This is a genomic window from Acinetobacter sp. ASP199, from assembly GCF_022700675.1.
In the GTDB taxonomy this organism is placed as follows: domain Bacteria; phylum Pseudomonadota; class Gammaproteobacteria; order Pseudomonadales; family Moraxellaceae; genus Acinetobacter.
In genome coordinates this window covers 2868145-2887552 of record NZ_CP062182.1, presented here as the reverse complement: position 1 = coordinate 2887552, position 19408 = coordinate 2868145, and the positions used below count along the sequence as shown (strand labels likewise).

Annotated in this window: 11 protein-coding genes, 2 tRNA genes, 3 rRNA genes and 1 pseudogene; 11 read left to right on the top strand and 6 right to left on the bottom strand. The window is 44.3% G+C overall.

Annotated features, from left to right (window positions below; all coding sequences use genetic code 11):
• Positions 1 to 74: 74 nt before the first annotated feature.
• On the bottom strand, positions 75 to 1229 hold the full coding sequence (locus tag IHE35_RS13850) for a LysM peptidoglycan-binding domain-containing protein (protein ID WP_242788163.1): 1155 nt from the start codon (positions 1227 to 1229) through the stop codon (positions 75 to 77).
• A 120-nt stretch (positions 1230 to 1349) separates the two neighbouring features.
• Between IHE35_RS13850 and def the strand changes: the two genes are divergently transcribed.
• The 11 genes from def to IHE35_RS13795 all read left to right on the top strand — a co-directional run bounded on the left by def (position 1350) and on the right by IHE35_RS13795 (position 15436).
• Complete coding sequence (gene def, locus IHE35_RS13845) at positions 1350 to 1880, top strand: peptide deformylase (RefSeq protein ID WP_099338021.1); 531 nt, start codon at positions 1350 to 1352, stop codon at positions 1878 to 1880.
• An 89-nt stretch (positions 1881 to 1969) separates the two neighbouring features.
• Positions 1970 to 2395 carry a DUF2946 family protein gene (locus tag IHE35_RS13840; RefSeq protein ID WP_242788161.1) on the top strand — a complete coding sequence of 142 codons (426 nt, stop codon included), beginning with the start codon at positions 1970 to 1972 and terminating at the stop codon, positions 2393 to 2395.
• Positions 2396 to 2467: 72 nt separating this feature from the next.
• Positions 2468 to 4489: a TonB-dependent copper receptor gene (locus IHE35_RS13835; RefSeq protein ID WP_242788159.1), complete on the top strand. Its 2022-nt coding sequence runs from the start codon at positions 2468 to 2470 to the stop codon at positions 4487 to 4489.
• Between the two features lie 584 nt (positions 4490 to 5073).
• A 16S ribosomal RNA gene (locus IHE35_RS13830) occupies positions 5074 to 6613 on the top strand.
• A gap of 61 nt (positions 6614 to 6674) precedes the next feature.
• Positions 6675 to 6751 (top strand) — tRNA-Ile (locus IHE35_RS13825).
• Positions 6752 to 6792: 41 nt separating this feature from the next.
• Positions 6793 to 6868: transfer RNA gene (locus IHE35_RS13820), tRNA-Ala, on the top strand.
• Between the two features lie 462 nt (positions 6869 to 7330).
• Positions 7331 to 10224, top strand: a 23S ribosomal RNA gene (locus tag IHE35_RS13815).
• 183 nt (positions 10225 to 10407) lie between these two features.
• Positions 10408 to 10522 (top strand): 5S ribosomal RNA (gene rrf, locus IHE35_RS13810).
• The 16S, 23S and 5S rRNA genes sit together here with 2 tRNA genes alongside, the layout of an rRNA operon.
• 202 nt (positions 10523 to 10724) lie before the next feature.
• Complete coding sequence (locus IHE35_RS13805) at positions 10725 to 11924, top strand: MFS transporter (protein WP_242788157.1); 1200 nt, start codon at positions 10725 to 10727, stop codon at positions 11922 to 11924.
• A gap of 188 nt (positions 11925 to 12112) precedes the next feature.
• The gene (locus tag IHE35_RS13800; RefSeq protein WP_242788155.1) at positions 12113 to 14509 is read left to right on the top strand and encodes a YgiQ family radical SAM protein; all 2397 of its coding nucleotides are present in this window, start codon (positions 12113 to 12115) and stop codon (positions 14507 to 14509) included.
• 378 nt (positions 14510 to 14887) lie between these two features.
• Positions 14888 to 15436: a DUF2726 domain-containing protein gene (locus IHE35_RS13795; RefSeq protein WP_242788150.1), complete on the top strand. Its 549-nt coding sequence runs from the start codon at positions 14888 to 14890 to the stop codon at positions 15434 to 15436.
• A 69-nt stretch (positions 15437 to 15505) separates the two neighbouring features.
• On the opposite strand, the gene IHE35_RS13790 is transcribed toward IHE35_RS13795, so the two are convergent.
• From IHE35_RS13790 to IHE35_RS13770, 5 genes and pseudogenes are all read right to left on the bottom strand, one after another.
• Positions 15506 to 15862: a RidA family protein gene (locus tag IHE35_RS13790; protein ID WP_242788149.1), complete on the bottom strand. Its 357-nt coding sequence runs from the start codon at positions 15860 to 15862 to the stop codon at positions 15506 to 15508.
• A gap of 22 nt (positions 15863 to 15884) precedes the next feature.
• A pseudogene (locus IHE35_RS13785) lies at positions 15885 to 16256 on the bottom strand (hypothetical protein); the annotation flags it as partial.
• 220 nt (positions 16257 to 16476) lie between these two features.
• On the bottom strand, positions 16477 to 17532 hold the full coding sequence (dinB, locus tag IHE35_RS13780; protein WP_242788148.1) for a DNA polymerase IV: 1056 nt from the start codon (positions 17530 to 17532) through the stop codon (positions 16477 to 16479).
• Between the two features lie 18 nt (positions 17533 to 17550).
• The gene (locus IHE35_RS13775) at positions 17551 to 18567 is read right to left on the bottom strand and encodes an MBL fold metallo-hydrolase (protein WP_242788147.1); all 1017 of its coding nucleotides are present in this window, start codon (positions 18565 to 18567) and stop codon (positions 17551 to 17553) included.
• Positions 18568 to 18611: 44 nt separating this feature from the next.
• The gene (locus tag IHE35_RS13770; RefSeq protein WP_242788146.1) at positions 18612 to 19385 is read right to left on the bottom strand and encodes a glycoside hydrolase family 25 protein; all 774 of its coding nucleotides are present in this window, start codon (positions 19383 to 19385) and stop codon (positions 18612 to 18614) included.
• Between the last annotated feature and the right edge of the window lie 23 nt (positions 19386 to 19408).

The window sequence follows — 19408 nt, the reverse complement described above, 5'->3', positions numbered from 1 at the left end:
TCTTCTTATTTTTATAATGAGTAGTGAGGTTAAGATGATGCTGAATCACAGCATCATCTTAAAGTTCTTGTAAATTATTCGTCCAGCAGCGGTGGCTGAATGGTTGCACCGACTTTAATCGGCAATTCACTTTCTAGGACATAGGCATAGCTGAGCTGATCAAACGTTTTGAAGACCATGACATTACCAATGCGTTCGCCCGGAAGCTGTACACGCTCTTTGGTTTTTGGATCAGTCACGACTTCACCTTGCTGATTCACGCTAAACACATGACCAGCCTGAACACCATTTGCTTTGCCTCGGTCAATCGTCACAACACTATGACGCGCAGCTGTACCAATTGAACCCAATACTCGTACGATCTGGCCACCTGAAGTGCTGTTTGCAGCATTCACTGGGTAGAACAGGGTAGGCAGCATAGGATCATATTCTGGTAATACACGGTCACCGCGACGGACTTCAGCATTATAGCTATCAGTCAGTTCCAGTGTGGTGATATCACCTTCACCACGAACTGCGATACCAGAAGCGACTTGTTGTAGTTCTAGAGCAGCGGTGTATTTTTTACCATTGGCATCAGTAAATATATAAGGTTCAGCTTCGCGGTATACCGCATAGCGCTGACCCACTTCCAGGCCATTGCCACGTGCATAAACTTTTTGGCCTTTACCGGCCAATACACGTTGATCTGCCGTACCCAGAATATAAGGTGTGCCTTCAATAGAATCTGGTGCCACAATCGTATAACGCTCTAGCCATTGCTGGATGTGCGCGAGTGGAATAACAGGAATGGTATTGTTGAGCGATTCGATACGGACCTGCGGCTGCAACTTGTCAGTACCGATGTAGCGATTGATGATACCCGTACAGCCATCGCCTTCATCTTTACCAATGATTGGGCGACCCTGGTAATCACACATCAGCAGACGGTCACCCGGGAAAATCCAATGTGGATTTTTCACATGTTTGTTGCCTGCCCAGATTTCTGGCCAGCGCACCGGATTTTTAAGGAAACGTTTGGAAATATCCCATAATGTGTCCCCTTTTTTTACCACATAGACATTTGGTGCTGATGCTTTCAGGCTTGGTGGATTTACATTGCGAGCTGGCGCTGCATGTGTAGTTGAAATTGTCCCCATACCCACACCCACACAAACTGCAAGTGCGAGCATCTGATTTTTAATCCCCAAGGCACTAAAAGATGACATGCCTTTCAAAACCTTTTTCATTATCATAATTCCTAAAATTATGTATGTAAGTTGCGTTATAATAACGATCTTACACACAATTTTTTAATGAAGCATTCCTTCATTTGGTTTTTTGATCAATGGCATAATTGAGGACGCAGTATGGCCTTATTACCTATTTTAAGTTTCCCGGATCCCCGTCTTCGTACCATTGCACAACCAGTCGAAGAAGTTACTGATGAAATTCGTCAGCTCGCTGCAGATATGTTTGAAACCATGTATGAAGCGCCAGGCATTGGCTTGGCCGCGACACAAGTTGATCGTCATATTCAGCTGATAGTCATGGACCTGTCTGAAGATAAAGATCAACCCATGGTGTTCATTAACCCCAAAATTACACCATTGACTGAAGAAACACAGCCATACGAAGAGGGCTGTCTATCAGTACCTCAAATATACGATAAAGTTGAGCGTCCGTCACGTGTAAAAATTCAAGCAATTAATCTTGAAGGTCAAGCATTTGAGATTGAAGCTGATGGCCTGCTGGCTGTGTGTATCCAGCATGAAATGGATCACTTAAATGGTAAACTTTTCGTGGATTATTTATCGCCTTTGAAACGTCAGCGTGCTCGCGAAAAAATTGAAAAGGCAGCACGTCAGCGTGATAAAGCCAAGGTTGCGGTAAAACGCTAAGATAATTGTATTCAAACTTTAGTACCACAAAGCCCAATTTCGATTGGGCTTTGTTATAATATAACGCGACAAGTTTTAGGATTGCCCTGTTGCTTTTCGTATTACGTGGTGGCGCGCTGCTAGCATTTGCAGCCGTCTTTTTACAGATCGCTGTTTTCTTACAGCCTTTACTGCCTGTGCAATATCAAGTTGCACCAGTCTGTGAAACCATCACGCGTGCACTTTTATTATCCCCGACTTTGGGTTCGCACGACGCCCATTCCCATCATGCTGATCACAGCAATCATCTCCATCATTCAGAAAGTACCCATGACCATCATGATGCCAGCCATCAATGTCAGTACTGTACGGTCTATGGCAACTTAGTCTTACCGCCTGAATTAAACGTCAAAGAAATCCTTGATCGTATTCAAGTTCGCTTAATTGCTTTTGATAAAGCATTTCAGGATGTTTGGTTTGCGCTACAACGACTCTTTCTCATTCCACAGGGTAGGGCACCGCCACTGTTTGCATAAAACCACCTTCGTATTGCTTGGGTCTTGATGAACCTAAGCCGTGTTTGATATGTATTTCAGTGAGATATTAAAATGGCTCAGCCAAAATTCTATTTACAGCCGCTTGCGGCTGCGGTTTGTGTTGCCTGTTATTCACCTGCTGTTTTTGCAGATAATCTAATGCCTGTTCAAAGTTTGGCACCGATTGTGGTGACTTCAACAGCAGGTACAGATGCCAATGGTTTAATTGTTCGTGCTGATCCAAAACAGCCGATTCAACCTGTGCCTGCAACAGATGGCGCAGATTATTTACAAAGCATTGTGGGTTTTAGTTCGGTAAATAGTGGTGCAGGTACCAATGGGGATGTGACTTTCCGTGGCATGTTTGGTTCACGTATTAAAATTTTGACAGATGGCAATGAAAGCTTGGGTGCATGTCCAAGCCGTATGGATTCCCCGACATCTTATATCTCACCTGAAAGTTATGACCGTATATCTGTCATTAAAGGGCCGCAAACGGTTCAATATGCCAATACAGGTTCGGCAGCAACGGTGATTTTTGAGCGTACGCCTGAACAATTTGACGAAGACACAAATTACCGTGGTCAAGCAAGTGTCTTAATGGGTTCATTTGGCCGTTTAGACCAAAATGTTGAAGTGGCTGCGGGTGATGATAAGGCTTACATTCGTCTAAACACCAATCGTTCTGTTTCCAATAGCTATAAAGATGGAGATGGTAGAACCGTGCCATCAGATTGGAAGCGCTGGAATGCAGATCTGACTTTAGGCTGGACACCAGATGCAGATACCTGGGTAGAGTTAACAGGCGGTAAGGCAGATGGTGAAGCCGTCTATGCTGGACGTATGATGGATGGTTCTAAGTTTGCTCGTGAAAGTCTAGGTTTACGTGTGCAAAAACAGAATCTGACTGAAACACTTAAAAAAGTAGAAGCACAGGTTAACTACAATTTTAATGATCACGTCATGGATAATTTTAGCTTGCGTCAAGTTGAAGAACCGAATAAAGCCATGACGGTTACCCGTCGAACTTTAAATTCACGACTATCAATGACTCATGAGTGGGATAAGTTGCAGCTCATTAGCGGTTTGGACACTCAATTCAATAAGCATGCAGGAGGGATGTATCATTCGACCAAACCGATGATGAATTCTCCTGTAACAACAGATATGGAATTTCAATCCATTGGTGGTTTTGGTGAATTGAGTTATGACCTAGGGAATGATAATAAAGTTGTATCAGGCTTGCGTATTGATCAAGTTAATATTGATTCTGTGAAGCGTAGTATTGATCGTAAAGAGACTTTGCCGAGTGCTTTCATTCGTTTTGAGAATATGCATCCCGAACATGATGATGGTAAAACTTATATTGGTTTAGGTTATGTCGAACGTGTGCCAGATTATTGGGAATTATTTAAAACTGATTTGAATGGCGAAGCCTTATCTACATTTAAAGATCTAAAAACTGAAAAAACCTTACAGTTAGATCTTGGCTATCAACATCATCATGGCGCATTCAATTCATGGGTATCTGCTTATACAGGTTTAATTAATGATTACATTTTAATTAATTATGATGCTGATAAGCCGACAGGTCATGGTATTAATGCAGCCGATTCTAAAAACGTTGATGCATTAATTGCAGGTGCAGAAGCAGGTATTGGTTATCAGTTCACTGATGCCATTCAAGCAGATGTCAGTGCCATGTATGCATGGGGTGAGAACACCACTGATAATACGCCGTTGCCACAAATTGCACCTTTGGAAGGGCGAATTAATCTTCGTTATATCCAAGATCGTTATACATTAGGTGCTTATTGGCGCATTGTGGATGGTCAAAGTCGTATAAGCGAACGCGAAGGCAACATTGTTGGTTATGACAATAAGAAAAGCGCAGGCTTTGGTACTTTGTCTTTAAACGGTACTTATAACCTTACAGAGGGTGTGGATTTATCTGTAGGTATTGATAATGTCTTGGATCGTACATATACCGAGCACTTAAATAAAATGGGTGCATCAGGCACAGGTTTACCAACTGATGAGCAATTTAACAATATTGGACGAAATTACTGGGCAAGAATCAGTATGAAGTTCTAATTTGAGTTAAATCTAGCAAAAAGCAGGGCGGAAGTTCTGCTTTTTGCTTTTATAAATAATAAAAAACTATAAATAACAATATCTTAGTGGTTGTAGGTATTTCTAAATAAAATATTGAATATTTTTATTAAAATAATTTTTATAAATAAAACAGTAATTTATAATTTTTTTGGATTATAAAATAAACATACGTTTTATAAGTTTAAAAAAAGGTGTTGCAAGGCATGTGAAATGCTGTAGAATGCACATCCATCGGCGGTGATGAAGATTAAAACTTCTGATAAAACAGTAACTTAGTTAAAATTGATTAAGTTGGGTTTTAGAAAGGAAGTTTAAAATAATTTGAATTACTGATTGACTTTCTAGAGATAGAGAGTAATATAGCCGACCTAGCTTGCTGGTGACGAACCAGCAAGAAGATCATTAAGAGATTATGAAGAACAACTTGTGTGGATTTTTACTGGTTGATCAATCGAATATATTTTCATTGATAATTGGTAGAAATTTCTCGAAGTTTATTTGAGCAAATTTTTTGTCAGTAATTGATGAGCCAAGATTGGTACACTATATGTACTATTGATTTTAAACTGAAGAGTTTGATCATGGCTCAGATTGAACGCTGGCGGCAGGCTTAACACATGCAAGTCGAGCGGGGTGAAGGTAGCTTGCTACTGGATCTTAGCGGCGGACGGGTGAGTAATGCTTAGGAATCTGCCTATTAGTGGGGGACAACGTTCCGAAAGGAACGCTAATACCGCATACGTCCTACGGGAGAAAGCAGGGGACCTTCGGGCCTTGCGCTAGTAGATGAGCCTAAGTCGGATTAGCTAGTTGGTGGGGTAAAGGCCTACCAAGGCGACGATCTGTAGCGGGTCTGAGAGGATGATCCGCCACACTGGGACTGAGACACGGCCCAGACTCCTACGGGAGGCAGCAGTGGGGAATATTGGACAATGGGCGGAAGCCTGATCCAGCCATGCCGCGTGTGTGAAGAAGGCCTTTTGGTTGTAAAGCACTTTAAGCGAGGAGGAGGAACTCTAGATTAATACTCTAGATGTTTGGACGTTACTCGCAGAATAAGCACCGGCTAACTCTGTGCCAGCAGCCGCGGTAATACAGAGGGTGCGAGCGTTAATCGGATTTACTGGGCGTAAAGCGTGCGTAGGCGGCTTTTTAAGTCGGATGTGAAATCCCTGAGCTTAACTTAGGAATTGCATTCGATACTGGAAAGCTAGAGTATGGGAGAGGATGGTAGAATTCCAGGTGTAGCGGTGAAATGCGTAGAGATCTGGAGGAATACCGATGGCGAAGGCAGCCATCTGGCCTAATACTGACGCTGAGGTACGAAAGCATGGGGAGCAAACAGGATTAGATACCCTGGTAGTCCATGCCGTAAACGATGTCTACTAGCCGTTGGGGCCTTTGAGGCTTTAGTGGCGCAGCTAACGCGATAAGTAGACCGCCTGGGGAGTACGGTCGCAAGACTAAAACTCAAATGAATTGACGGGGGCCCGCACAAGCGGTGGAGCATGTGGTTTAATTCGATGCAACGCGAAGAACCTTACCTGGCCTTGACATACTAAGAACTTTCCAGAGATGGATTGGTGCCTTCGGGAACTTAGATACAGGTGCTGCATGGCTGTCGTCAGCTCGTGTCGTGAGATGTTGGGTTAAGTCCCGCAACGAGCGCAACCCTTTTCCTTATTTGCCAGCGGGTTATGCCGGGAACTTTAAGGATACTGCCAGTGACAAACTGGAGGAAGGCGGGGACGACGTCAAGTCATCATGGCCCTTACGGCCAGGGCTACACACGTGCTACAATGGTCGGTACAAAGGGTTGCTACCTCGCGAGAGGATGCTAATCTCAAAAAGCCGATCGTAGTCCGGATCGCAGTCTGCAACTCGACTGCGTGAAGTCGGAATCGCTAGTAATCGCGGATCAGAATGCCGCGGTGAATACGTTCCCGGGCCTTGTACACACCGCCCGTCACACCATGGGAGTTTGTTGCACCAGAAGTAGGTAGTCTAACCGTAAGGAGGACGCTTACCACGGTGTGGCCGATGACTGGGGTGAAGTCGTAACAAGGTAGCCGTAGGGGAACCTGCGGCTGGATCACCTCCTTAACGAAAGATTGACGATTGGTAAGAATCCACAACAAGTTGTTCTTCATGACGATGTATCTGAGGGTCTGTAGCTCAGTTGGTTAGAGCACACGCTTGATAAGCGTGGGGTCACAAGTTCAAGTCTTGTCAGACCCACCATGACATACTCATACGATACATTGAATCCTAAATGATAAGCTGGGGACTTAGCTTAGTTGGTAGAGCGCCTGCTTTGCACGCAGGAGGTCAGGAGTTCGACTCTCCTAGTCTCCACCAAATTCGAGGAATAGAAAAGCACTGCTTTTCCCGAGAATTTAAGCAAGAAGCTACGCTTCGCGCAGGCTTTAATCAAACGAAGCTTGAGTTGAGCGAGAAACACCCGGTTAAGTGTTTAGATCCTAGAGATTAACAAGTACAAGCGTTATGATACGCACCATTTGATAATCTCTGTGATTTATCACAGTTGACTGCACTCCGACGAGGATGCAGTGAATCATTAACAGAATATATTTGAGTTGAAATAATTTGTTCAAACTCGTTGAAAGTGACATAGGTAACTATGAAACGATTCAATGAGTTCTAGCGATTAAACTGAATCAAGCGTTTTGGTATATGAATCTAATTGAAGCTGTACAGTGCTTAAATGCACAAGACGCCAACTGTATGAGAGTGATGAGAAATCATCATGATCTGTTGCTAACCTAACTTGTAAGGGTTAACGACTGTTTAGGGTTGTATAGTCAAGTAATTAAGTGCATGTGGTGGATGCCTTGGCAGTCAGAGGCGATGAAAGACGTGATAGCCTGCGAAAAGCTCCGGGGAGGCGGCAAATATCCTGTGATCCGGAGATGTCTGAATGGGGAAACCCACCTGGTATAAGCCAGGTATCATTAACTGAATACATAGGTTAATGAGGCGAACGGAGGGAAGTGAAACATCTCAGTACCTCTAGGAAAAGAAATCAATTGAGATTCCCTCAGTAGCGGCGAGCGAACGGGGAACAGCCCATTAAGTCATATCAGTTTTAGTGGAATGCTCTGGGAAGTGCAACCATAGTGGGTGATAGTCCTGTACACGAAAGGGCTGATATGATGATGTCGAGTAGGGCGAGGCACGTGAAACCTTGTCTGAATATGGGGGGACCATCCTCCAAGGCTAAATACTCCTGACTGACCGATAGTGAACCAGTACCGTGAGGGAAAGGCGAAAAGAACCCCTGTGAGGGGAGTGAAATAGATCCTGAAACCGCATGCATACAAGCAGTGGGAGCCGACTTGTTCGGTGACTGCGTACCTTTTGTATAATGGGTCAGCGACTTATATTCAGTAGCAAGGTTAACCGTATAGGGGAGCCGTAGGGAAACCGAGTCTTAATAGGGCGTTTAGTTGCTGGGTATAGACCCGAAACCGGGTGATCTATCCATGAGCAGGTTGAAGGTTAGGTAACACTGACTGGAGGACCGAACCCACTGTCGTTGAAAAGCCAGGGGATGACTTGTGGATAGGGGTGAAAGGCTAATCAAACTCGGTGATAGCTGGTTCTCCCCGAAAGCTATTTAGGTAGCGCCTCGGACGAATACCATTGGGGGTAGAGCACTGTTTCGGCTAGGGGGTCATCCCGACTTACCAAACCGATGCAAACTCCGAATACCAATGAGTACTATCCGGGAGACAGACTGCGGGTGCTAACGTCCGTAGTCAAGAGGAAAACAATCCAGACCGCCAGCTAAGGCCCCTAAATTATAGTTAAGTGGGAAACGATGTGGGAAGGCATAGACAGCTAGGAGGTTGGCTTAGAAGCAGCCACCCTTTAAAGAAAGCGTAATAGCTCACTAGTCGAGTCGGCCTGCGCGGAAGATGTAACGGGGCTAAAACTATATGCCGAAGCTGCGGATTTGCAATTTATTGCAAGTGGTAGGGGAGCGTTCTGTAAGCCGATGAAGGTGGATTGAGAAGTCTGCTGGAGGTATCAGAAGTGCGAATGCTGACGTGAGTAACGACAAAGCGGGTGAAAAACCCGCTCGCTGAAAGACCAAGGGTTCCAGTCCAACGTTAATCGGGGCTGGGTGAGTCGACCCCTAAGGCGAGGCCGAGAGGCGTAGTCGATGGGAAATTGGTTAATATTCCAATACTTCTGTTTAATGCGATGAGAGGACGGAGAAGGTTAAGTCAGCCTGGCGTTGGTTGTCCAGGTGGAAGGTTGTAGGCATGTATCTTAGGCAAATCCGGGGTACTCTATGCTGAGAACTGATAGCAAGCTGTACTTGTACAGTGAAGTGGCTGATACCATACTTCCAGGAAAAGTCTCTAAGCTTCAGTTAAACAGGAATCGTACCCGAAACCGACACAGGTGGTCAGGTCGAGTAGACCAAAGCGCTTGAGAGAACTCTGCTGAAGGAACTAGGCAAAATGGTACCGTAACTTCGGGAGAAGGTACGCTGTTGATGGTGATAGGACTTGCTCCTTGAGCTGTCGACAGCCTCAGAAACCAGGCCCCTGCAACTGTTTATTAAAAACATAGCACTCTGCAAACACGAAAGTGGACGTATAGGGTGTGATGCCTGCCCGGTGCTGGAAGGTTAATTGATGTGGTTAGCGCAAGCGAAGCTATTGATCGAAGCCCCAGTAAACGGCGGCCGTAACTATAACGGTCCTAAGGTAGCGAAATTCCTTGTCGGGTAAGTTCCGACCTGCACGAATGGCATAATGATGGGGGCGCTGTCTCCAGCAGAGGCTCAGTGAAATCGAAATCGCCGTGAAGATGCGGTGTACCCGCGGCTAGACGGAAAGACCCCGTGAACCTTTACTGCAGCTTGACATTGAACTTTGATCTTACTTGTGTAGGATAGGTGGGAGGCTTTGAAGTGGCGACGCTAGTTGCCATGGAGCCGTCCTTGAAATACCACCCTGGTAATATTGAGGTTCTAACTCTGCTCCATTATCTGGAGCGAGGACCATGTCTGGTGGGTAGTTTGACTGGGGCGGTCTCCTCCTAAAGAGTAACGGAGGAGTACGAAGGTGCGCTCAGCGTGGTCGGAAATCACGCGTAGAGTATAAAGGCAAAAGCGCGCTTAACTGCGAGACCCACAAGTCGAGCAGGTACGAAAGTAGGTCTTAGTGATCCGGTGGTTCTGTATGGAAGGGCCATCGCTCAACGGATAAAAGGTACTCTGGGGATAACAGGCTGATACCGCCCAAGAGTTCATATCGACGGCGGTGTTTGGCACCTCGATGTCGGCTCATCTCATCCTGGGGCTGAAGCAGGTCCCAAGGGTATGGCTGTTCGCCATTTAAAGAGGTACGCGAGCTGGGTTTAGAACGTCGTGAGACAGTTCGGTCCCTATCTACCGTGGGCGCTGGAAATTTGAGAGGATCTGCTCCTAGTACGAGAGGACCAGAGTGGACGAACCTCTGGTGTACCGGTTGTGACGCCAGTCGCATCGCCGGGTAGCTATGTTCGGAAGGGATAACCGCTGAAAGCATCTAAGCGGGAAGCCTACCTCAAGATAAGATTTCCCTGTGACTTTATGTCACCTAAAGAGCCGTTGAAGACTACGACGTTGATAGGTTGGATGTGGAAGTGTAGTGATACATGAAGCTGACCAATACTAATTGCTCGTGAGGCTTGACTATACAACACCCAAACAGTTGTATATAAAGCATCAATTGATTTCATATTAATCAAAGCAACTTGATTTAGTGATCAAGCTAGATAAAATGAACACCTTAGATTGACTCAAGTATCTCTGTTAATAACTCATTTGGTAGAAAGCAAGGCATCTAAATAAGACCTAGCGAGTATCCATAAACAGTTGTGCTGGCGACAATAGCAAGAGTGAACCACCTGATCCCTTCCCGAACTCAGAAGTGAAACCTCTTAGCGCTGATGGTAGTGTGGGGTTACCCATGTGAGAGTAAGTCATCGCCAGCTCATTATTCGAAATCCCCCTGTCTCAAACGAGCAGGGGGATTTTTTTATGCAATAAAAAAAAGAAATGCTAATAAATCCAATAGACAAGAAAAATAAGCCTAAGCCTTATTTCACCTCGGAATGAGGAATGGACATGGTAAAAATAGATCCTCTATTCAATTCTAGAGAGGCGTATACTGTTTCTAACTAAAATGGAACGCTTATGTCTACTTCAGCCGATGAACAAAACTATATTGAATATGGTTCACGTTCATTTCTTGCGATTTTATTCTCCCTATTCTTAGCGGGTTTTGCCATTTTTTCATCTTTGTACTGTGTACAACCGATGATGCCGATTTTTGCTGACTTTTTTAAAGTAAGTCCGACCCATAGTAGTTTTCCACTCTCTTTTTCGACTATTGCACTCGCCATAGGGCTGTTATTTACGGGATTGATTTCAGATAGATATGGAAGAAAGTCTGTGATGGTTTGTGCTTTATTTCTAGCAGCGTTACTTTCAATTTTAAGTTCGCTGCTTCCTATTTGGGAGGTGTTTTTAGCTAATCGAATACTGATTGGTTTAAGTGTAAGTGGTGTTGCGGCAGTTGCGATGACCTATATTGGTGAAGAAATTGCACAAAAAGATATTGGTTTTGCGATGGGCTTGTATATCTCAGGAACTGCAATTGGTGGGATGGGTGGACGACTAATTGCTGGTGTACTGATTGACTATATTTCTTGGCAGTTGGCAATGATGATCATCGGTTTATTAAACTTATGTATAGCTATCGCATTTTTACGACTGCTGCCAGCTTCTCAACACTTTATTTCCTATCCAATACGCTTAGATCGGTTCTATCATTCTTTTATAAAAAATATCCAAGATAAAAAACTCAGAATCCTATTCATGCAAGGATTCATTTTGATGGGCTGTTTTGTTTCGGTCTTTAACTATATGAGTTATCGACTGATAGATGCTCCATTTCAATTGTCACAAACATGGATTGGCTTGATTTCAATTGCTTATTTGGCAGGTATTTATAGTTCACCACGTGCTGCACAGTGGGGAAGACGTTTTGGGCGGGAATATGTACTTGTTGCAATGCTCATTCTAATGCTAATTGGTATCAGTATTATGCTTATACCTTCATTAATAGCTGTTTTAATCGGATTGTTGATATTTACATTTGCCTTTTTTGCAGCGCATTCGACCTCTAGTAGTTGGGTTACGGTGCAATCTTTGCAATACCGAGCGGTAGGTTCATCCTTGTATCTATTTAGCTATTACATGGGATCAAGTGTACTCGGTAGTGGCAGTGGAATGGTTTGGGAAAGAACAGGTTGGATTGGATTAAGCATATTTATTAGCTGTATTTTAATCATTGGTCTCTGTTTAGCATTTAGACTTAAATCAATTAAATAGTCTTATTTTGAAACGAAAAGATATTTATTGGTTCTAAGTCCAAGGCATATAAAAGATTTGAATTACTTAATTGGATTTGTATAAATTATAATCAAGCAAGATGAATAGAATTCATGGTAAAATGATCGGCTTTCATCTTTGATCTAATTTTAGATCTCCTATCATCTGCCAGCCGAGAATTGCTAGCCATGTCTACTGCTTATACTATGCAGACTGCGCCTAAAGCGTTGTTTGATTACGACAAATATTGGGCGTCATGCTTTGAACCTGCGCCATTTTTGCCGATGTCACGCGAGGAAATGGATCAACTCGGTTGGGACAGTTGCGACTTTATTTTAGTCTGTGGCGATGCATACATCGACCATCCTTCATTCTGTTCAGGCATTATTGGTCGTACTCTGGAAGCACAAGGTTTCCGTGTCGGTATTATTGCTCAGCCAGATTGGACCAATGTAGATGCCTTCCGTGTATTGGGTAAGCCTAATATTGCCTGGGGTGTGACTGCTGGTAACATGGACTCGATGATCAACCGTTATACGGCTGACCGTAAGATCCGTTCTGATGATGCATATTCTCCTGATAATCAACCGAATAAACGTCCAGATCGTGCGGCAACTGTGTATTGCCAACGTGTACGTGAAGCATATCCTGATGTACCTGTCTTATTAGGTGGTATTGAAGCTTCCCTACGTCGTATCGCACATTACGATTATTGGTCAGATAAAGTACGTCGTTCGGTATTGATGGATTCTAAAGCGGATCTATTGATGTACGGTAATGGTGAGCGTTCGATCACTGAAATCATGCACCGTTTGGCGCGTGGTGAAAAAATCCAAGATATTACGGATGTGCGTGGTACGGCGTTTATTGTCAATAAACACAACCGCCCATCAAAAGCGAAATTTGTCGAAATCGCATCGAATGATGTGGACGCTATTGGTCGCGTTGATCCAATTATTAACCCTTACGTCATGACTGAAGATATTGAAGGTTGTGAGATTGAGCAAGGGAAGGACTCGAGCCAGTACCAAGGTTTCCAAAAAGAGCATGTAGCGAATCCGATTGTCCGTGAAGGCGACAACTTGGATGAAAACACGCAAATTGTACAGTTACAACCTGCATCAAAAGCGATTAAACATAAATTACCGCCACGTGAATTGGCTGTGATTCGTTTACCTGCCTTTGAAGAAGTTGTCAATGATCCGGTTCTTTATGCACATGCCAACCGTATTTTGCATCTTGAAACCAACCCAGGTAATGCACGTGCTTTAGTACAAAAGCATGGTGAGCGTGATGTGTGGTTGAACCCACCGCCAATTCCGTTAACCACGGAAGAAATGGACTATGTGTTTGACTTGCCATATGCACGTCTGCCACATCCATCTTATGGTAATGCACGATTCCCAGCGTTTGACATGATTAAGTTCTCTGTGAACATCATGCGAGGTTGTTTTGGTGGTTGTACTTTCTGTTCGATTACAGAGCATGAAGGCCGTATCATTCAGAACCGTTCGGAAGAATCGATTTTGCGTGAAGTGGAAAAGATTCGTGATACTGCACCGGGCTTTACAGGGATTATCTCGGACTTAGGTGGCCCAACAGCCAATATGTACCGTTTGGCATGTAAAGATCCTGAAATTGAAAAGAACTGCCGCAAGCCATCGTGTGTATTCCCGGGCGTATGTCAAAACTTACATACTGACCATGCACCGTTGACGCAGCTTTACCGTAAAGCACGTGCATTGCCAGGTATTAAAAAGATTCTGATTGGTTCAGGTTTACGTTACGATTTAGCGGTTTTAAACCCTGAATATGTCAAAGAATTGGTGACGCATCACGTCGGTGGTTACCTCAAGATTGCCCCTGAGCATACTGAAAAAGGTCCGCTGAATAAAATGATGAAGCCGGGCATTGGGACCTATGATCGCTTCAAGCAAATGTTTGATCGTTATAGTAAAGAAGCAGGCAAGGAACAGTATTTAATTCCTTACTTCATTGCGGCGCATCCGGGTACCACCGATTATGACATGATGAACCTTGCGATTTGGTTGAAGAAGAATGGTTTCCGTGCCGATCAGGTACAGACTTTCTATCCATCACCAATGGCAACAGCCACTACCATGTACTACACCGGTAAAAACCCACTGGCGAAAGTGGCGCGTTATACTGAAGATGTGGACATTGTGAAAGGTGAGAAGCGTCGTCGTTTGCACAAAGCTTTCTTGCGTTACCATGATCCAAATAACTGGCCAATGCTACGTGATGCTTTACGTGAAATGGGGCGTCAGGACTTGATTGGTAACTCGAAACAGCATTTGATTCCGACTTATCAGCCTGCAGGGGTAGATGGTCAGTATCAATCGGCACGTAAGAAGAACTCAACCGTAGCAGGTGATTCTCAAAAACGTACTGGTCAGGCAGGCAATCGTGGACAAGGTCAAAGTCAAGGACAGAACAACCGTCCGAAGAAAGGGCAGATCTTGACCCAGCATATCGGTTTGCCACCACGCGAAACAGGTGATGCGAAAAAGCCATTTGGTGGGCCGAAACCAAAAGGAAAGGCCAAACCCAAAAATCGTGCCTAAATCACTTTAAAAAGACACTTCGGTGTCTTTTTTATTAAGAGAAAGTTAAAACTCAATTAAAAAATAATGAAATTAAGATATTTACTGGAAAAAATGTTTAAAAATTGCACTTTATCGGAATTGTAAGACAAAAAGAAGCAAATACTATTGCTTAAATTTGAGTGGCTGATTTAGAGTGAGACTCAGTAAGGAACACATTACATTTCCAGTACATGGAATTTTTAAGTTCTTTGAAATGTAATGCCCTTATAGAAGTTTTGATACCGGATGTTGCAGTATCTAAGCAAATTGGTTGTACCGTGATTTTCAGATGAAAATCGATCTATACTGACAACAATAAAACAAAAACGATTATAAGAATGCAGAAAGGACTAACGCATGGCCACCTATATCATCATTGGCAGTTTTCTGCTCTTTTGCACCATCCTGATGGCGTGGAAGAGAGTACAGAACAGCGGCAAGCAGCAAGACAGTGTGCTGAAGCAGCGCGCCATTTTTAACCTGAATCAACAGCTCACTTACACCCGTCTAAAGGAAATTCTACCAGAGAGCATTATTCTGGCTCACGTCTCCTATGATGCGCTGTTGACCACCAAATTTTTTCGTACCCGTAACAAATATCGGAATCTGGTCGCGGACTTTGTAGTTCTAGATCAGGATCATCTGGTCGTTGCCATCGTGGCCGTGGACGATCCGATGATTTTGAAACGCCCACAGCAATCCCAGTATCAGGATGCCTTACTGACTATGGCAGGCTATCGGGTAATCCGTTATGAAGATATTCCGGAATATCATCACTTGCGTCGCGACTTCCTGAATGAACAGGGTGAGGAGGATAGTGTAGTCAACCCGAATACCCTGACAGCACTAAAGAAGTTCCCGATGTACTCCGCTCTGGGCAGGCCTAAGGTGAAGACAGTGGGTTAATAGATCTGACACAAATAAAAAAGCATGCTATCTGCATGCTTTTTTATTAGAAGATAAATTTTATCGGAATTATTCCGGTTTTACTGCGACAACGGTCAGTTCGACTAATACACGTGGATCATAGAGCTTGGCTTCTACACAGGTACGTGGCAGGGCTTGAATATCAGATACCCATGCATCCCACACTTCATTAAAAGCCGCATAGTCACGCTCAATATCTTTGAGATAAATGGTGACGGACATGATGTGGTTCTTATCTGTTCCCGCATCTGCGAGGAACTGGTCAATGATGTCTAAAGTTTGCTGCGTCTGACCTTTAATATCCAGATCAAAATCACTGGCCAGTTGACCTGCCAGATGCACCAGATTGCCTGAAATCGCGATTTCAGAGAAGCGTTGAGAAACATGCAAACGTTGAACAGTCATTATTTAATCCTGGATTTTTGGCATCAGGGCAGCAACCAATGCAGTCAGTAGGCAGCCCACAGCAAGAGAGATGGCTACATGATGCCATGAACCATCACCTTAAATCACTAAGGAAGCCGCAATCATTGGGCTAAAACCACTACCAATAATATTCGTGACTAAATACCACAGCACCGAAAGGATGAAACAGGAAGCCGACAACAAAGTTTGCCAAGGTGGCTAAGGTGCCCATATTGTTGCCAATATTTGGGAAAAATTGAGCTTTAAAAATCAGGGTTGCGACGATACCGTAAAGAAAAAAGTCGTACCAGTCGACAACAGCAGCAATAAAACTGGAAAACGCCGCTTTTCACACACGTTGTTTTTGAGAAGAAATTAAATTTGCAGAAGAGATGCTGGAGGGATTTCATGGGGACAACAGAGTTGCCCTGTAATATTCGGATTTGATCGTCACGCCAATCACAGGACAGCATGCTGAAAGTAAAGGTGATTTTCAGCATCTCAGCACATACATGGATAATGCATTGCGCGGATAGATTACTCTAAAAAAACACAATGGTAAAAATAAAGTTGTTGGCTTTTTAAACTGATGGCTACTTCTTGCTCAGTTTGCTTTAAAGCAGAGACAATTGTGCTTCTTGCTGGCGAGGTGACAGCTGATACACCCCAATGCCAATCAGACGAAATTGCAGGGCAGGATCCAGATGCATATCTTGCAGCAAGAACTGGAGTGCCTGATGCATCTCTAACGGATTTTTAAGTACAGAACGGAAACTGCGGCTATGCTGAATGATCTGAAAATTTTTCAGTCTGAGTTTCACGGTAATGCCGCGGGCCGTCAGCTGTTTCTTTTCCAGGCTGTTCCAGACCTGTTGAATTAACTGATCCCAGTAAGGACTGCACTGGTCGAGGGTCAGGTCATCACCAAAGGTGGTTTCTTTGGAAATCTGTTGGCGTTCACGTTCGGTTTCTACCGGACGCTCATCGATACCTTGGGCATAGAGATGCAGTCGCTTGCCATATTTTCCAAAATGCCGAATCAGGATGGCTTCATCCATCTTCTGTAAGTCGCCTAAAGTTTCCAGATTCAGGCTGTTTAGTTTTTCCTGAGTGACCTTGCCGACCCCGGGAATTTTCTTCAGCGGTAAATCCTGAATAAAGGCTTGTACCTGTGAAGGCTTGATTACACAAATACCATTCGGTTTATGCCAGTCCGAGGCAACCTTGGCCAGGAATTTATTGGGTGCAACACCAGCAGAAGCTGTGAGTCCGGTCATCTGGAAAATGTCTTCACGGATACGCATCGCGACTTCTGTGGCACTGGGGATTTGTAGTAGATTATTCGTCACATCCAGATAGGCTTCATCCAGTGAAAGTGGCTCAATGACGGGCGTATATTTTTGAAAAATCTGATGAATCTGGGAAGAGACCTCACGGTATTTTTGGAAATCCGGTTCAATCACAATCAGCTGTGAGCAACGTTTACGCGCCTGACTCATTGGCATGGCAGAATACACACCAAATTCCCGAGCTGGATACGAAGCAGCAGCAACCACAGCCCGTGGATGATGCGATGCAATCACCACAGGCAAGGATTTTAATTCTGGACGTTCACGCAGTTCCACCGAAGCGTAGAAGGCGTCCATATCGATATGGATAATTTTGCGCATACGCCATCTTAAAAGGCTTTATAGCACTTGGGAAGATGCTGATTTCAAAAGACTATAGGGACCAGTATTGCTCAGCAGTACCACCTGAATCTGTTGGGCTTCAGCGGCCTTGATCAAAATACGCATACTCTCGGGAACATTATCAGCAAAGCGTGGCAGAAACTGTAAGGGCTGACTGAGCGGCTGAAAGAAATCATCCCAGTGAATTGGAATGACGATTTTTGGTTTTACAGTTGCCAGCGTTTGTTGCAGATAGGATTTCTGATAATCCTCGGACTGTCGAGACAGTTGAGCAATACCAAGAAATAGGATATCTGCCTGTACATTCTTCAGTTGTCCCGGAATAAATCCTGTGCTGGCTTTAACCAGAATTTGTTGTCCGTCATGTTCAATCAGATAGTCAAAGCTGCCGCCTTCCTTAAAGTCAGAAAACTTGGCAGGCAGTTTCAGCGGTGCTGTGATTTCTTCACCGAGATCATCATTCACAGGTGTTGGAGGCGTATGTGCGGAAGCAAGTGGAGTGACTTTAAACTGTCCCGATTGGAGCGGTTGCCCTGATACAGCACGCCGTAGTTGTGATGCTTTTACCCCCGGATGACTGCGTGCAATATTCAAGGTGCTATTCGATCCGATGATCTGGGTGTGAGGTAGCAGGGCGGCCAGTTCAGGAAGATCCAGGGCATGATCATAGTGACTATGAGTGACTAAAATCGCTCGTGTCCGATGCAGCTGTTCCTCCTGAATAATATTCTGAAGTAGCGCAGCGTTGCTGGATACTTTTGAACTGAGGACCTGCCAAAGGCTAGGGCGGCTAAAAAAGCCATCAATCAGAATCTGCTCCTGACCATCATCAAACAGCAGGGTAGATACCCCAAAAAAGCGGATATTTAAGCTTTTTGCAGGTTTATCAGGTTTGGCTTGCCACGCGTCAAAGTCACGGAGCTGACCTGAAGGTTGGAGTAGATAAGCCCCCATTCCCCCAAGTATCGCTACCACGATCAGAATGGTAGCCACGATAATTTTCCCAAGCTTCACAGCTATTTACCCCTTTATTTTTTTATGACATGGTAATTGTAGAATTATTTTGCCGACTTTTGTGCAGGTGCAGTCTCAATACCGTTCTGTTTTAGGAATTTCAGCCAGTCCTTTTCCGATCCATAAAAGACATTCAGGTCTACAGGCGTAGGAATACCTTTGATCTGACCCTGACTGGTATGCTGCCAGAAATGCCATTTCGGATGATTTTTCAGGTCAGGCAGCCCCTTGTATTCACGCACCCAGAGCGGTACATCAGTAAACTGCCCCGCCAGCACAATATTGTAGAAAGCCTTAGAGGTGTAGAACATGGGCTGCTTGCCATAGTGCTGCTTGAGCAGGTCATGCATGACCTGAATTTCTTTGAGTAACTTTTCCTTGGAATAGGTATTGATACAGTTACTGTCATATTCAAGATCGATTACCGGAGGTAAGGCATCCGCTTTGTTCGGTACGGTTTCGATAAAGTTCTGCGCTTGAACCTTGCCATCCCGACAGAGGCGATAAAAATGATAGGCCCCGACCAGCAAGCCCTGTTCGCGAGCCTTGAGCCAGTTACCCTGAAATTTACTGTCCTTAAAGTCACCGCCTTCGGTCGATTTCAGATACACAAAACGGTATTTATCTTTGGGAATCTGCTTCCAGTTAATCTCTTTCTGATGATGCGAGACATCAAAACCATGAATGTCATATTCAGAAGCGTTGGCAGGTAAAGGCTTCAACAACAACCACCAGATTGCACAGACCACAGCTAGCAGCAGAATGACACTCATCATTGCTGCCCAGAGCGGTGGATAATGCTTGGTTGGCTTTTTCATCACGTTCTTCAAAATCTGACTCT

What these genes read in the sequence shown, in the direction of transcription:
- IHE35_RS13850 (WP_242788163.1), bottom strand. Translation starts at nt 1,229, where the DNA reads ATGAAAAAGGTTTTGAAAGGCATGTCATCTTTTAGTGCCTTGGGGATT.
- def (WP_099338021.1), top strand. Translation starts at nt 1,350, where the DNA reads ATGGCCTTATTACCTATTTTAAGTTTCCCGGATCCCCGTCTTCGTACC.
- IHE35_RS13835 (WP_242788159.1), top strand. Translation starts at nt 2,468, where the DNA reads ATGGCTCAGCCAAAATTCTATTTACAGCCGCTTGCGGCTGCGGTTTGT.
- IHE35_RS13805 (WP_242788157.1), top strand. Translation starts at nt 10,725, where the DNA reads ATGTCTACTTCAGCCGATGAACAAAACTATATTGAATATGGTTCACGT.
- IHE35_RS13800 (WP_242788155.1), top strand. Translation starts at nt 12,113, where the DNA reads ATGTCTACTGCTTATACTATGCAGACTGCGCCTAAAGCGTTGTTTGAT.
- IHE35_RS13795 (WP_242788150.1), top strand. Translation starts at nt 14,888, where the DNA reads ATGGCCACCTATATCATCATTGGCAGTTTTCTGCTCTTTTGCACCATC.
- IHE35_RS13790 (WP_242788149.1), bottom strand. Translation starts at nt 15,862, where the DNA reads ATGACTGTTCAACGTTTGCATGTTTCTCAACGCTTCTCTGAAATCGCG.
- dinB (WP_242788148.1), bottom strand. Translation starts at nt 17,532, where the DNA reads ATGCGCAAAATTATCCATATCGATATGGACGCCTTCTACGCTTCGGTG.
- IHE35_RS13770 (WP_242788146.1), bottom strand. Translation starts at nt 19,385, where the DNA reads ATGAAAAAGCCAACCAAGCATTATCCACCGCTCTGGGCAGCAATGATG.